This window comes from Allosphingosinicella sp., from assembly GCF_036387615.1.
Classification (GTDB): Bacteria; Pseudomonadota; Alphaproteobacteria; order Sphingomonadales; family Sphingomonadaceae; genus Allosphingosinicella.
On sequence record NZ_DASVTH010000060.1, the window covers coordinates 141,217 to 155,355 of the forward strand.

The window sequence follows — 14,139 nt, forward strand, 5'->3', positions numbered from 1 at the left end:
TCCCGAAACAGCTGCGGCGACCCGCCCGGCCCGGCGGACGCGATCAAGGTGGGCTGAGCGGCTCAAGTGCAGCCTGAACGCCGAGCGTGAGCGCCTCGGCGAGGCTTCCCACAGCAAGGCGGTCCATCATATTGGCCCGGTGCATCTCGACCGTGCGCAGACTGATGTCGAGCCGACGCGCGAGCAGCTTGTTCGACAAGCCGGCCATCAACCCCCTCAACACCTCGAGCTCACGAGCGGAAAGCGCGCCGATGCGAGCCTTGGCCTCGCGCTTGCTCGCGGCCTGCTCGCCACGATCCTTTAACAGTCCGAACGCCCGATCGAGGCTACCCAGGAGGACCTCCTCTTCGAACGGCTTTTCTAGGAAATCCACCGCGCCGAGCTTCATGGCGCGGACGGCGACGGGGATTTCCCCATGGCCGGTCATGGCGATCACCGGCCAAGGCACCTCACGCTCAGCAAGCGCGGTCATGACCTGAAAACCATCCGTTTCCGGCATGCGCAGGTCGAGCAGGATGCAGCCGTCCTGAAGCTCTCCAAGGCTTTCGAGGAAATCCGCCCCGCTGCCGAAGGGACGCGATTGGATGCCTGCCGCCCCGAGCGTGAAGCTGATCGAGCAGCGCACGTCGCGATCATCGTCGACCACGTGCACACATTTGTTATTCAAGGGAAATCCTTCACCGCCTCGTCGCGAGGCGCAGCTGAGATCGAGTTTCGATCGCGCATAATCAAGCGCGGATGCAAATCAATCCCGGCAGCGGCTTTCCTTCCATTGCCGAGCCGCTAAAGGCGGCCGCCAAGGAGTTCCGTCGACGTGTTTCGAGAGTTGGAAGCTGCGTGCAGTTCAGAAAAGTCTGCCGCTCCGGAGGCGCCCGCCGGCACCGCCTTGCCATGGGTACAGACCCGTCCCGGCCACCCCTATTTCTTCACCGAGGATGGCCGCCCCTGGACCCCGATCGGGCAGAACGATGCAATCAGCTGGGTCGAGTTCGAGAGCCTGTTCCGCCGCCGCGACCTAGTCGCCGTCGAGCGGCACCTGCGTTGGCTGAAGGCGCATGGCGTCAATTGCCTGCGCCTGATGCTCGAATATGCGCAGGTCCGGCACCGCTACATCGAAAAGCCGACCGGGCGGTTCGTGCCGGCGATGGTGCAGCTGTGGGACGATCTGTTCGCGCTTTGCGAGCGGGTCGGCATGCGCATCCTGCTCACGCCCGTGGACACCTTCTGGACGTGGATCCACTGGCGCTGGCACCCGTGGAACAAGGCTAATGGTGGGCCGCTTGCCCACCCCTCCGACACCCTGCTCTGCGCCGAGACCCGCGACGTCATCAAGGGTCGGCTGGACTTCGCCGTGCGGCGCTGGGGTGGCTCGGGTGCGTTGTTCGCCTGGGATTTGTGGAACGAGATTCACCCAGCGCAGGCGCGCGACACCGCCGATTGCTTCGGCGAATTCATCCGCGATCTGTCGAGCCACGTTCGCAAGTTGGAAATGCAGCTTTACGGCCGCGCCCATCCGCAAACGGTGTCGCTATTCGGGCCGGAGCTATGGTTGAAGCCGCACCTGGAGCTGCGCGAACCGATTTACCGTCACCCCGACCTCGATTTCGCTTCCATCCACATCTATCAGCAGGGCGCGATCGACAAGCCGAGGAACACGGTGGATGCGGCGCGGGCCATGGCAGACATCGTCGCCATGTCCCTAGGCGAGATCCGCGACCAGCGCCCGTTCCTCGACACTGAGCACGGCCCGATCCATAGCTTCAAGGACAAGCACAAGACGCTGCCGGCCCCGTTCGACGACGAATATTTCCGCCACATGCAGTGGGCCCATCTGGCGAGCGGCGGTGCGGGCGGCGGCATGCGCTGGCCCAACCGCAAGCCGCACACGCTGACGCCCGGCATGCGCGAGGCGCAACGCGGCCTGTCCGAGTTCCTGCCGCTGATCGACTGGAACCGCTTCGACCGGCGCTGCTGGAACGATCGGATCAGCGTGTCGGCCGCCAAGGTGGACGCATTCGGCTGCGGCGACGACCGCCAGGCCCTCTTGTGGGCGATGCGCAAGGACGTCCGCAAGGACGGCACGCTCGATCCGGAGGCGACGCCAAGGCAGGTGGAGCTTCGCTGCCCCGCTCGGTCGGGCGAGCATCAGGTCACCTTGTTCGACACGCGTCGCGGCAGGGTCGTCGGGCAGCGCCGCCTTACGAGCAACGGCGATGACCTGCACATCGACGTGGAGCTCCGGACCGACCTCGCAGTGGCGGTTCGCCGGATCTAGACCGGCATCCGCTGCTTGACCTTGCCGATCTCCGCCCAGGGATCGTCCACCTTCCGCGCACGCTCCGGCGCGGTGCAGATCGTGAAGGCCTTCGGGTCGAGGCCGTCTTTCACCTCGGCCCACTCGACCGGCATCGCGACCGGCGCGCCGGGGCGGGAGCGGGTGGAGTAAGGCGCGACGGCGGTCGAGGTCGGGTCGTTGCGGAGATAGTCTATGAAAATGCGGCCGGCGCGCTCGGCCTTGGATATCTTCAGCAGATAACGCTCGGGTGCATCCGCCGCCATCTCGCCCGACACCTTCTTGGCCCAGGCTTTCACCTCCGGCCAGGGCGTCACCGGCTCGATCGGCAGGACGACATGCAGGCCCTTGCCGCCGGTCGTCTTGACGAAGCTGGTCAGGCCGAGATCCCCAAGCCGCTCCCGCACCTCCAGCGCGGCTGCGATCACGTCGGTGAAGGTCAGGCTCTCGTCCGGATCGAGATCGAAGATCACCCGGTCCGGCTTGTCGAGCACATCCAGGGTCACGCCCCATGGATGGATCTCGAGCGTACCCATCTGCACCATGGCGACCAGGCCGGCCGCGTCCTCAATGTAAAGGTACGGATCGTCGAACCCAGGCACGGTCACCGGCTTCAGCTGCGGCAACACGCCCGAGCCCGCGTGACGCTGGTAGAAGCACTTCTTCTCGTGCCCGACCGGACAGCGAACCATCGTCACCGGCCGCCGCGCAACGTGCGGCAGCATCCAGAGCGCGATCGCCTGGTAGTAGTCGGCGAGCTCGCCCTTGGTGATGCCCTGCTCGGGATACAGTATCTTGTCCGGGCTGGTGAGTCGGACGCCTTCCACTTCGATCTCGCTCACTTGCCTGTCTCCAACGCCGCCACGAGCGCGTCGGCACGTGCTTCGCCGTGAAGCTGGTCCATCCGGCATTGCTCCGGCGCCTTGTCCGGCCTCCAGCGCAGGAACTTTGTGCCGTGGCGGAAACGGCGGCCGGTGACATGGTCGTACCGCACTTCCGCGATCAGCTCAGGGCGAAGCGGCTGCCATTCGGTCGATCGCTCGGTCGCCCAGCGGCTCGGCCCGCCCGGCGCGTCGCCGGTGAAGCCGGGCGCCTCGATCAAGCCTTCGAGTTGGCGCGTGAGCCGCTCCTTCTCGCCCGCTGGAATGGCCGATGTGAAGCCGACATGATCGAGCTTGCCCGCATCGTTGTAGAGCCCGAGCAGCAGAGAGCCGACCTGCCCGCCTTTGGCCGCGTACCGAAAGCCGCCCACCACGCAGTCCGCCGTGCGCATGCACTTGATCTTGAGCATCGCGCGCTCGCCTGTCTCGTAGCGGCCATCCGCGCGCTTGGCGATCACGCCGTCGAGATCGCTGCCGACCCGGTCGAGCCAGCCTTGCGCGGCGGTCCGCTCCTTCGTGAATGGCGATAGGAGCAACGCTGGGTCGTCCTGCGCGGCATGGAATTGCTCCAGCGTCTCGCGACGGTTCGCGAGCGGCCGATCGAGCAGGCTCTTGCCGTCAAGCCCGGCAAGGCAATCGAACAGCATCAACTGAGCCGGCGTTTGCCCGGCAAGCTTGCGGATCCGGCTCTCGGCCGGGTGCAACCGCATCTGCAGCGCTTCGAAGTCGAGCCGGTCGCCGTTCGGGATCACCAGTTCGCCATCCAGCACGAAGCGGTCCGCGCCGAGCCGGGCAACCATATCCACCACTTCCGGGAAGTAACGGCCGAGCGGCTTGCCGGCCTTGGACTGAAGTTCAATTTGGTCGCCGTCGCGAAAGACGATGCAGCGGAAGCCGTCCCACTTGGGCTCGAAGCGCCACTCCGCCCCCTCGGGAAGAGCGTCGACCAGTTTGGCCTCCATCGGCGGCAGCCCCGGCTTCACCTCCAGCCCGTCGAACGGCATCAGCGCTCCTTCCGGATGTGAGACGATTTTTGGCCAGCGCGGTTCCTGCACCCGCGCTGCCGACAGCAGGACGCCAAGCAGACGTTAACGTTTGCGCTCCTACATGCGCCAAAATGCGTCAACCCTGCGGCGAGACTGCGGAACCGGGTGCCCAGTTCATTGAGAGGTCAGAACGGATCGGGTATGAAGATGTGGCAGTCGGGAGGATCAATGACCGTATCTCGTAGGCATTTTTTGCGTGCCGGCGCTGTTGCCGGTGTTGCGGCCATCAGTTCGCGCCCGCTTCTGGCGCAGGCGGTGGCGCCGCTGGTCCCGCAGATCGACCCAAGGCTCAGGGCCAAGGCGCTGCTCGCGCTCGCCGCCAATCGCAACCGCATTCCGCTTCACGACGTGATCGGCATTGCCGACTTCAACCGCGCCTCGCGCGAGCCGCGCTTTTTCATCATGGACCTGCGCAGCGGCATGGTCACCGCTCACCTGTGCGCGCACGGCCGCGGCTCCGATCCGGCGCACAGCGGCTGGCTGGCTCACTTCTCGAACGAGTTCGGCTCCGAAGCGACCTCATCCGGCGCTTACCTGACCGGCGACGCCTATTTTGGAAAATATGGCCACTCGATGCGCCTGACCGGGCTCGACTACAGCAACAACAATGCCGATGCCCGTGCCATCGTCGTCCACAGCGCCCCCTATGCGGAGCCGAGCATGGTAGAGACGTTCGGCAAGCTTGGCCGCAGCGAGGGCTGCTTCGCCCTCCCCGGCATCAGCCACGCCGAAGCGATGACGCGGCTAGGCTCGGGCCGGCTCCTCTACGCCGACAAAGTGTGAGCGGTCCAACAGGTCGGCGAGTGTAAACCCGTCGCCCCGGACTTGATCCGTGGCTGGGCTTCTTCGTCGTCCAACGGGAAATAGCCCGGCCCGGATCAAGTCCGGACGGACGGGTACGGCTAGTCTGCTCAGGCCATCTCCCCCTGCTTCGAAAACTCAGCCATCCGCCGCTGCATTTCTTCTTCCGGAACATCCTCGACATGGGTGGCCAGCGTCCAGCTGTGGCCGAACGGATCGGTGATCGATCCGGAGCGATCGCCGTAGAATTGATCCTGGATCGGCTGTTCCACCGTCGCCCCCGCCGCGACCGCCTTGGCGAAAGCCGCGTCGACATCTTCGAGATAGATCATCAGCCCGCAAGTCGCACCGCCCCGTGATTTCGGCCCGAGCTTGCCGTAATCCGGCCACTCGTCGGCAAGCATGACATGGCTGTCGCCTATCTTGATCTCGGCATGTCCAATCTTGTCGCCCATGGGCAGTCGCATCACCTCGGTCGCGCCGAGCGCCTCGCCGTACCAGCGAATCGCCTCCTCGGCGCCGTCGACGATCAGATAAGGTGTAACGCTATGATACCCATCGGGTTTGGCCTGCACGCTCATGTCTGGCTCCTTGCGATGTAGAACAAATCGTGAATTAACTTACACCAGCCCTGCCCTTCGACAAAGTGCAAACCATCGCCTAATCGCCGCGCCATGACCATCACGCCGCAGATCGTCGCCGAGCATGGCCTCAGCCCGGAAGAATATCAGCACGTGCTGCACGCCATAGGCCGCAAGCCGAACCTGACCGAACTCGGCATCTTCTCGGTCATGTGGTCGGAGCATTGCTCGTACAAATCCTCACGCATCCACCTAAAGAAGCTGCCGACCAGCGCGCCCTGGGTGATTCACGGTCCCGGCGAGAATGCGGGCGTGATCGACATCGGCGACGGGCAGGCGGCGATCTTCAAGATTGAGAGCCACAACCACCCGTCCTACATCGAGCCTTACCAGGGTGCGGCGACCGGCGTCGGCGGTATCCTGCGTGACGTCTTCACGATGGGCGCTCGGCCGATCGCCAACATGAACGCGCTCCGCTTCGGCCGGCCGGATCACCCGAGGATGAAGCACCTGATCGCCGGCGTGGTCGCGGGGATCGGCGGCTACGGCAATTGCGTCGGTGTCCCCACCGTCGGTGGCGAGGTCAATTTCCACCCGGCCTATGACGGCAACATCCTGGTCAACGCGATGACGGTGGGCATCGCCGATCAGGACAAGATCTTCCTCTCGGCGGCGTCCGGCGTGGGCAATCCCATCGTCTATGTCGGCTCCAAGACCGGCCGCGACGGCATCCACGGCGCAACCATGGCCAGCGCCGACTTTTCCGAAGACAGCGAGGAGAAACGCCCCACCGTGCAGGTCGGCGACCCCTTCACCGAGAAGCTGCTGATCGAGGCGTGTTTGGAGCTGATGGCCTCCGACGCCATCGTCGCGATCCAGGACATGGGCGCGGCCGGCCTCACTTCCTCCTCCGTGGAAATGGCATCGAAGGGCGGCGTCGGCATCGAGCTCGACATGAACGCGGTGCCCTGCCGCGAGGAGAGCATGACGCCCTACGAGATGATGCTGTCGGAATCGCAGGAGCGCATGCTGATGGTGCTGAAGCCCGGCCGCGAAGCCGAGGCGGAAGCCATCTTTCGCAAGTGGGAGCTCGACTTTGCGGTGATCGGCCGCGTGACCGAAACCGGCCGCATGGTGCTGACCTTCAACGGCCAGGTCGCCGCCGATATCCCGCTCGCGCCGCTGGCCGACGAGGCGCCGCTCTACGACCGCCCGGCGCTCTCACCGGACGAATACAAAGTGTGGGCGCAAGTGAAGCCGCTCGGCGAGGTGCTGGAATCCACCGACATCGCGGCCGACCTGCTGAAGCTCATGGCATCGCCCGATCTCGCCTCGCGCCGCTGGATTTGGGAGCAGTACGACCACATGGTCGGCGCGAACACGATCCAGCGTCCCGGCGGCGACGCCGCGGTTGTCCGCGTTCACGGCAAGGAGAAGGCGCTCGCCATCTCGACCGACGTCACGCCGCGCTACTGCTACGCTGACCCCTATGAGGGCGGCAAGCAAGCGATCGCCGAATGCTACCGCAACCTGTCGGCGGTCGGCGCGACGCCGCTTGCCGTCACCAACTGCCTCAACTTCGCCAACCCGCAGCGGCCGGAGATCATGGCGCAGCTGGTCGGCTGCCTGGAGGGCATGAGCGAGGCCTGCCGCACGCTCGACTTTCCGATCGTGAGCGGCAATGTCAGCCTCTACAACGAAAGCAAGGCGACCGGCGGCGGCAGCGCGATCCTGCCGACGCCGGCGATCGGGGGCGTGGGGCTACTCAAGGACTGGAGGAAGTCGGCGACCGTCGCCTTCAAGGCGGAGGGCGAGGAGGTGTGGCTCATCGGCGCAAGCAACGGCCATCTCGGCCAATCGCTTTGGCTGCGTGAGATTGCCGGTCTGGAGGACGGAGCGCCGCCCAGCGTGGATTTGCTTGAGGAGCGCAGATCAGCGGCACTCGTCCGCGAACTGATCGCGGCAGGCGTTATCACTTCTGCTCATGACGTTGCGGACGGAGGAATCCTGGTTGCATTGGCCGAGATGGCGCTGGCCGGAAACATCGGCCTGGAACTCGCTCCGGTAATCGAAATGAGCGGCGTCAACGGCTGGTTCGGCGAGGATCAAGGCCGGTACATTCTCACCACGAAATCCGATAACACCACGCTGATCGACGCAGCGCAGGAGGCGGGTGTCTGCTTTGCTTTGCTTGGCCATACCGGCGGGGATCAGATACTCGGATTGGACCGCCCGCTTGCCCTCGCCGATCTGCGCCGTGCTCACGAAAGCTTCTTCCCACACCTGATGGGCGGCGAAGCCGCCGTCGCGTGAGCGCCTAGAAAACAGAAGAGCGCCCGGGTCAGGCCCGAGCGCTCTCCTGCCACTGCTGAGGCGTTAGTTCTGCATGTCGTAGATGCGGACGACCGTCTGGGTGCGTGCGTCGATCTGCACGACGCGCCCGTCGACATAGCGGTGATAATAGCCGCCGCCGTCGCGGAACTGGCCCTGATATTGGTAGGGCACGGCCGGAAGACTGCCGCGGACCCGCTCGCCGACGCTCAGGCAATTGTCGCCGGCGCCCAGGATGGTGCCGAGGATCCCGCCAAGGCCGCTGCTGCGGGTCCGGCAGACCTCGTTGACCTCCTCATAAGGGCCGCCCTGACCGTAATAGCCTTGATTCTGACCGCCATAGCCCTGGTTCTGGCCGTAATAGCCGCCCTGACCGTAGCCCTGGTTCTGATCAGAATAGCCGCCCTGATTGTAACCCTGGTTCTGACCGTAGTAATTGTCATTCTCCCAGGCGGCATATTGCCCGCCGGCACCGCCATCGGCCGCGCGAAGCTGCTGGCGAACGTAGCGGATGCGTTGCTGAAGGTCCTGCCGCTCCTGCTGCGTCAGGCCATTCATGCTGTACTGCCGCTCGAGTTGGCGAAGCTGGCGCAATTGCGGGCGGATGTTCTGCGCTTCGGTGCGCGAGATCAGGCCCGACTGGATGCCGGCCTCAAAGCGGCTGTCGAGCTGCGCGATCCGGTTCTGGACGCCGACGGCGCCGCCGGCATTGACGTTGCCTTGGTAGCCATAGCCATTCTGCTGCGCCGGATAATTATTCTGCTGATAGCCATATTGAGCGGCCGCCGGAGCCGCTGCCCCGATGGCGGTGGCCGCCGCCAGGGAAAAGATAAGCTTCTTCATAACAAATACTCCACAACGCCCCGTCCGCTTGCCAGCAGAACGAACGAGTCGAGGGGATGTGCCATCAGCGCCCCAGCGGCCGCCTCAGCTTAGCCGCCTTGCGCTGACGATGCGCACCGGATCGGTCAGCATTTGCCCCCGCATTGCTCCCCGCCCGGCGTTGGCGGTGGCCGGGCTGGACAGGATGGCCCGCACCGTATCCATGCCTTCCACGACCCGCCCGAACGCGGCGTAGCCAGGCTTGCCTCCTTTGGCGTCCATCGAAGGCATGGCCGATGTCAGTATGAAGAATTCGCCCATGGCTCCGGCGCCTTCTTCGCTGCGCGCCATCGAGATCGTGCCGGCCTCGTGCCTGAGGCCGGTCTTGCTGGTCGGCTCGTGAGTGATCGGCGGCAGCATCAGCCGATAGTTGCGGCGGATGCCGCCCTGGATGAAGCCGCGCCCGGGCGCTCCCTTTGTGGGAGCGGCGCGATAAAAGCTGGTGCCGTCCAGCCTCCTCTCGTCGACGTAGCGGACGAAATTGGCGGTCGTGATTGGCGCGCGTTTGGCATCCAGCTCGAGAAGGATCGGCCCCGCCCCGGTTTCCAGCCGCACCCGGACGGTGTCGGGCAACGGCTCGGCTTTCGGCAACTTGTCCCGCGCTACACTCGGCGCCGGCGCAAAGTTGTTCGAAGGGGCCGGCGCGTCGGAAGGCGAGGACTCTGCGCAACCGGTAAGGATCAAGGCGGCGAAGCAGGCCAGCCGGCCCGGCGTTGCGGCGAAACCGAATGAGCGACGGCTCAACTTGTCAGTCGCTCTCAGGCGGAGCGCCTGCACGAATTGAGAAGGGCAGGAAGCGGCCGTGCCGGCCCACTGCGGCACGCAGCTGGGGGTCGGCGCGAAGCGCGGCATGGCGCTCGTGTATTCGGCGGCCATAATCACTTTGCATCGGGACCGCGTCGCTGTCCTGCATATATTGGATCACCTCTTCTCGGGCGTTTTCGTCGGCGGCGGCCGCAAGGAGAACATCTCGCGCCGCTTCCGGCTTATTCAGACAAAGCAGCAATGCCGCCAGTTCCACCGGGCGCGCGGCGCTCGCAAACGCCTGGGAAATGACAGCCCCCTCAGCTCTGCCGAGTTCGTGAAGCAGACAGGCACGCACCTGCTGCATAGCCGCCAATGCATCTGAATTGACCTCTCCTCCGCGATCTCGCGCGTCGGCGAGGGCGGCGTCCATCGCTGCGAGGCCTTCGGCGGCTTTGCCCTCGTAGAGCAAAAAGCGCGCGCGGTTTGCCGCAATGTTGAGAGCATTGGCGTCCGAGCCGAGTGGCCAGACTGCAGCGGCCTTGTTGAAGAGGGAGGTGATATCGGCCCAGCGACCCTCGCGGGCAAGCGCATCGGCCAGCAACGCCGCCATGAACACCAGATCGTAGTCGCGGGCGCGATCGATCTGACGATCGAACAGGGGCGACATTTCTCGAATGAGGGTCCGGTGATGGCCGGCGCTCCGTAGCGCCCGTGCATAGGCTAGAGCGGACTCATGGTCCTTGCTGGCCTGCCATTTGGCCCGGCTCTCCCGCAGATAGACCAGCCACTGCTCCTGCAACTGCGGACCGGCCCAACGTTCGATGTCGGCCCAAAGCGGCTCATATTTGCGATCAACGAGGAGGGAGCGGCTGTGCCCCGGGCTGAGCAGCTTGGGAACCAGGCTCTTGGCGCCAGACAGATCGCCAGCCTCCATGCGCGCGTCGATTGCGCGAAAGGCCAGGCGCGAACGGGCGTCGAGGCTGCCGCCGAGCCAGCCGATTTCAAGCGAACGCGCGCTGAGCAGCCCAGCTCTGCGCCGGTCCCGCTGACCGTCCAACCGGCTGAGGATATTATTGATCTCGTATTCCTGGATCTTTGCGACGATCGCCGGATCGAGTCGGCTTGCGCGGATCAACAGGTCGGCAGCCTCGCCAGGGAGATCGTCATAGGCGTATATCGCCGACCCGAGCAGCAGCGGCCCGCTATAGTCGGGCAGGAGGCGAATACTTTCGTCGATCGCCTCTCGCGCAGCGGAATTCCGCTTCATTTCCTCAAGCAGCCCGGCGCGAAAATATTGCACGAGGCCGCGCAGCTTGGTCGGGCGCGCTGTTCTGACGAGCAGGCTGTCAAACTGGCGCAGCGCCGCCTCTAGGCTGGGCGGCTTGCGCTCGAGCAGGGCAGCGTTCATTTCGTCAAGTGCGGGCTTCTCCTCCGGAAGCACAATCGCTTCGGGCCGCGGGAGCAATTCCGCTGCGGCGACGCTGCCGATACATGCCAATATCGAAGCGAGACACAGCGGCAAAAGTCGCGGGCATGCGGTCAGCGGCCGAAAGACTGAACTCGTGCAAATCACCTCCTCATCCTGCCGGGCTTTGGCAGTTGGGACAAGCTCGGTTGCTGCAGGTGCGGGCGCCTCATGCCGGCCAGCGGGCATGCGGGCTGACGGTGCACGAGGAACTTCGCTATCGTGCGGAGGTGACGAAAAACGTGCGCCTCTTCTCCTACGGCACGTTGCAGCTTCCGCAGGTCCAGCGCACCACCTACGGCCGCTTGCTGGAGGGAGCGCCGGACGCGCTGCCGGGCTTCGTCTTGGAGCCGCTTGAGATCGCCGACCCGGAGGTTGTTCGGATCAGCGGCGAGCGGGTTCACCAGATCGCGCGCCGCACCGGCCGCCCGAGCGACCGCGTCACTGGCACCGTCTTCACCCTCACGCTAGGTGAGCTTGCCGACACCGATGCGTACGAGGTTTCCGCTTACACCCGCATCCTCGTCCGGCTCGCGTCGGGCGAGGATGCGTTCGTCTATGCGGCCCGGCTCAGTTAGAAGAAGCCGGGCACCTCGCGCTGGGCCGCGTTCGGGCGATCCGGCGCGATCAGTTCGCGTTGACCTTCACGCACGCTTTGCCCGGTGATGCCGCCGGATGCGATGCGCGTGCACGGACGTCCCGCCAGATAGTCGAGCGCCGTGCGGATCGAACCCTCGGATGGATCGCCGAGCTGGCGGCTGGGGTCGTCGGGCGCCTGACAGGTGGCCTGCATGACCGTCGCCAGGCCGTCATAATAATCGCCCTGCCTGGCGGCATTTTCCGTCTTGAAGGCAACCACGCGCAGGCGATCGTCGCAGGCGGGCCGATCGAGCGCGATCTGACCAACCGGCTTTCCGAACGTGTTGGTTCCGATCAGGCCGGCATTGGTGCCGAGGTACGGAATGAACGAGTTGATCACGAGCTCGCTCGCTGAGGCGGTTCCGCGCGTGCCGATGAAAGCGATCTTGGTGGCCCCGATGGACTGCGGCTTGGGATCGAAGAAGCGGGTGTCGTTGTTCTGCGACTTCTCCGGACGGAAAGTCGTGAAGCTGAACACCTCCTGGCGCGAGCGGTTGGCGCCGAGCAGATCGCCCATCAGCTCGGCGGTCGATACAAGGCCGCCGCCATTGTAGCGGAAGTCGATGATCACCTGGGTGATGCCCTGGGTTCGGAAGCCTTCGAACGCCTGGCGAAGCTGCGGATCGGCGGTCGAGATGAAGGTGCGCAGGTTGAGATAGCCGATGCGCCGACCGGCATCGTCGATGATCCGGGCGCCATAGCGCGGAGAGACCGGCGGGATCGAAAAGTCCGTCTTGGTTACGGTGACTGTGCGGGTGCCGCTCGCATCAGCAATGCGCAATACCCGGGTCGTTCCGGCGGTGCTCGGCCCGAGTGCAGGACTGATGCTGCCTTCCGCGGCGACGATCTCGGTCACTGGCCGCAGATTGGCCTCGCTGGTGCCGACCGCGAGAATCTCGGTGCCTCGGTCGATGCCGGCTGCCAGCCCGGGAGCACCTTCAAAGGCCTCGACCACGAACACGCGTCCTGCTGCCGCGTCCGTTGACAGGCGGATGCCGAAGCCCGCCGTCTGGCCCGAGGAGAAGAAGGCGTTCTCCTCCTGGATCGAGGTGACGAAGGTGAAGAAGCGGTCGCGGCGCTGCGAGCGCGCGGTGGCCGTCAGCGAGTCGACATAATCCTGAACCGTGTTGAACGGCGTCGGATCGAAGCTGGCCGGCAGCGTCTCCGGGAATAGATACCACTCGCGCAGCTGCGCCGCGGCCCAGTTCTGCCGCTCGCGAAGGGAGCATCCCGCGGTGGGAGTCGGGCTTGGCGACGGGGATGGCGAGGGCGCAGGCCCGCTGATTGGCCCCGGGCTAGGGGACGGCGAACCGCCGCCTCCACCCCCGCCGCACGCGCTGAGCAGGGCAAGCGCGCTCAGCGCCGCTCCAAAGCGACCAGCCTTCATCCGTCTTCTCCAATCTTTTCAGCTGCCTAGCAGAGCATGGGCGCAGAATCAGCCGATATTCTGGATATGCACAACCTGAGCTGAACGCAGGCGCGCCGTCAACCAGCCAGGGCCGGTCAGCAAGGTTGACCCCTCCACCCGCGCACGGCAGGGCAGGACCCATGGCCAAGCTGCCCACCCTCGCAATCGTCGGCCGCCCCAATGTCGGCAAGTCGACCTTGTTCAACCGCCTGGTCGGCAGGCGGCTGGCGCTGGTCGACGACCGCCCCGGAGTGACGCGCGATCGGCGGGAGGGAGACGCCACCCTGCTCGGGCTCGACTTCCGGGTGATCGACACCGCCGGCTATGAGGATGAGGATCCCGAGACGCTCCCCGGCAGGATGCGCGCGCAGACCGTCGCGGCCGTGCGTGAGGCCGACGCCGCGCTGTTCCTGATCGATGCCCGTGCCGGCGTGACCCCGCTCGACGAGGAGATTGCGCGCTGGCTGCGAAGTGAAACAACCCCGATCGTGCTCGCCGCCAACAAGGCCGAAGGAAGAGCCGGCGAAGGGGGGATCATGGAAGCCTATTCACTCGGGCTGGGCGAGCCGATCGCGATGAGCGCCGAGCATGGCGAGGGCGTGGTCGACCTGTTCGAACATATCCGCCCGTTCGTCGAGCGCGAGGACGGAGGCGAGGAAGCGGAGGACGCGCAGGGCCCGCTCAAGCTCGCCATCGTTGGCCGCCCGAACGCCGGCAAGTCGACCCTGATCAACCGCATCCTGCAGCAGGAGCGGCTGATCACCGGGCCGGAGGCGGGGATCACCCGCGATTCGATCGCGATCGACTGGGAATGGCGCTCGCCCGATGGCGAGACCCGCCCGGTGCGACTGATCGACACCGCGGGCATGCGCAAGAAGGCCAAGGTGGACGACAAGCTGGAGAAGCTGTCGGTCGCCGACGCGCGGCGCGCGGTCGATTTCGCAGAGGTGGTCGTGCTGCTGCTCGATGCGACACGCGGGCTGGAGGCCCAGGACCTGCGCATCGCCGACAATGTGCTGCAGGAAGGCCGGGCGCTGATCGTCGCGATCAGCAAGTGGGATGTCG

At 65.4% G+C, this 14,139-nt stretch carries 13 protein-coding genes; 5 read left to right on the top strand and 8 right to left on the bottom strand.

The features are described 5' to 3' along the window. Positions 1–43: 43 nt before the first annotated feature. Positions 44–667, bottom strand: coding sequence for a response regulator transcription factor (locus tag VF631_RS13095; RefSeq protein ID WP_431850753.1), 624 nt, complete (start codon positions 665–667; stop codon positions 44–46). Between the two features lie 147 nt (positions 668–814). Here VF631_RS13095 and VF631_RS13100 point away from each other — a divergent pair, with 147 nt between their 5' ends. Continuing rightward, positions 815–2,275 carry a hypothetical protein gene (locus VF631_RS13100; RefSeq protein WP_431850754.1) on the top strand — a complete coding sequence of 487 codons (1,461 nt, stop codon included), beginning with the start codon at positions 815–817 and terminating at the stop codon, positions 2,273–2,275. On the opposite strand, the gene ligD is transcribed toward VF631_RS13100, so the two are convergent. Together ligD and VF631_RS13110 are read right to left on the bottom strand one after the other, a co-directional pair. Continuing rightward, the gene (gene ligD / locus VF631_RS13105; RefSeq protein ID WP_431850755.1) at positions 2,272–3,135 is read right to left on the bottom strand and encodes a non-homologous end-joining DNA ligase; all 864 of its coding nucleotides are present in this window, start codon (positions 3,133–3,135) and stop codon (positions 2,272–2,274) included. The genes VF631_RS13100 and ligD overlap by 4 nt on opposite strands. Beyond that, a complete protein-coding gene (locus VF631_RS13110; RefSeq protein ID WP_431850756.1) occupies positions 3,132–4,178 on the bottom strand; it encodes an ATP-dependent DNA ligase in 1,047 nt (348 codons plus the stop codon). Before VF631_RS13110 ends, ligD begins: the two co-directional genes overlap by 4 nt. A gap of 210 nt (positions 4,179–4,388) precedes the next feature. Here VF631_RS13110 and VF631_RS13115 point away from each other — a divergent pair, with 210 nt between their 5' ends. Further along, positions 4,389–5,003 carry a murein L,D-transpeptidase catalytic domain-containing protein gene (locus tag VF631_RS13115; protein ID WP_431850757.1) on the top strand — a complete coding sequence of 205 codons (615 nt, stop codon included), beginning with the start codon at positions 4,389–4,391 and terminating at the stop codon, positions 5,001–5,003. Between the two features lie 128 nt (positions 5,004–5,131). Here VF631_RS13115 and VF631_RS13120 read toward each other — a convergent pair whose 3' ends face one another. Then, on the bottom strand, positions 5,132–5,602 hold the full coding sequence (locus VF631_RS13120) for a VOC family protein (RefSeq protein WP_431850758.1): 471 nt from the start codon (positions 5,600–5,602) through the stop codon (positions 5,132–5,134). Positions 5,603–5,695: 93 nt separating this feature from the next. Here VF631_RS13120 and purL point away from each other — a divergent pair, with 93 nt between their 5' ends. Continuing rightward, a complete protein-coding gene (gene purL / locus VF631_RS13125) occupies positions 5,696–7,915 on the top strand; it encodes a phosphoribosylformylglycinamidine synthase subunit PurL (protein ID WP_431850759.1) in 2,220 nt (739 codons plus the stop codon). Between the two features lie 63 nt (positions 7,916–7,978). Here the strand turns inward: purL and VF631_RS13130 are convergent, their stop codons facing one another. The 3 genes from VF631_RS13130 to VF631_RS13140 all read right to left on the bottom strand — a co-directional run bounded on the left by VF631_RS13130 (position 7,979) and on the right by VF631_RS13140 (position 10,970). Further along, the gene (locus VF631_RS13130; protein ID WP_431850760.1) at positions 7,979–8,776 is read right to left on the bottom strand and encodes a hypothetical protein; all 798 of its coding nucleotides are present in this window, start codon (positions 8,774–8,776) and stop codon (positions 7,979–7,981) included. 84 nt (positions 8,777–8,860) lie between these two features. Next, a complete protein-coding gene (locus VF631_RS13135) occupies positions 8,861–9,406 on the bottom strand; it encodes a peptidylprolyl isomerase (protein ID WP_431850761.1) in 546 nt (181 codons plus the stop codon). Positions 9,407–9,563: 157 nt separating this feature from the next. After that, positions 9,564–10,970: a hypothetical protein gene (locus tag VF631_RS13140; protein ID WP_431850762.1), complete on the bottom strand. Its 1,407-nt coding sequence runs from the start codon at positions 10,968–10,970 to the stop codon at positions 9,564–9,566. A 215-nt stretch (positions 10,971–11,185) separates the two neighbouring features. Between VF631_RS13140 and VF631_RS13145 the strand changes: the two genes are divergently transcribed. Then, a complete protein-coding gene (locus VF631_RS13145; protein ID WP_431850763.1) occupies positions 11,186–11,605 on the top strand; it encodes a gamma-glutamylcyclotransferase family protein in 420 nt (139 codons plus the stop codon). Here VF631_RS13145 and VF631_RS13150 read toward each other — a convergent pair. Next, entirely contained in the window at positions 11,602–13,053 is a 1,452-nt protein-coding gene (locus VF631_RS13150) for a S41 family peptidase (RefSeq protein ID WP_431850764.1), read from the bottom strand. The genes VF631_RS13145 and VF631_RS13150 overlap by 4 nt on opposite strands. 161 nt (positions 13,054–13,214) lie before the next feature. On the opposite strand from VF631_RS13150, the gene der reads away from it, so the two are divergent. Continuing rightward, on the top strand, positions 13,215–14,139 hold a 925-nt coding region (gene der, locus VF631_RS13155; protein ID WP_431850765.1), incomplete at its 3' end, for a ribosome biogenesis GTPase Der.

Excerpts from the sequence above, each read along its gene's own strand:
- VF631_RS13110 (WP_431850756.1), bottom strand. The coding sequence starts at position 4,178 with ATGCCGTTCGACGGGCTGGAGGTGAAGCCGGGGCTGCCGCCGATGGAG.
- VF631_RS13115 (WP_431850757.1), top strand. The coding sequence starts at position 4,389 with ATGACCGTATCTCGTAGGCATTTTTTGCGTGCCGGCGCTGTTGCCGGT.
- VF631_RS13120 (WP_431850758.1), bottom strand. The coding sequence starts at position 5,602 with ATGAGCGTGCAGGCCAAACCCGATGGGTATCATAGCGTTACACCTTAT.
- purL (WP_431850759.1), top strand. The coding sequence starts at position 5,696 with ATGACCATCACGCCGCAGATCGTCGCCGAGCATGGCCTCAGCCCGGAA.
- VF631_RS13130 (WP_431850760.1), bottom strand. The coding sequence starts at position 8,776 with ATGAAGAAGCTTATCTTTTCCCTGGCGGCGGCCACCGCCATCGGGGCA.
- VF631_RS13140 (WP_431850762.1), bottom strand. The coding sequence starts at position 10,970 with ATGAACGCTGCCCTGCTCGAGCGCAAGCCGCCCAGCCTAGAGGCGGCG.
- VF631_RS13150 (WP_431850764.1), bottom strand. The coding sequence starts at position 13,053 with ATGAAGGCTGGTCGCTTTGGAGCGGCGCTGAGCGCGCTTGCCCTGCTC.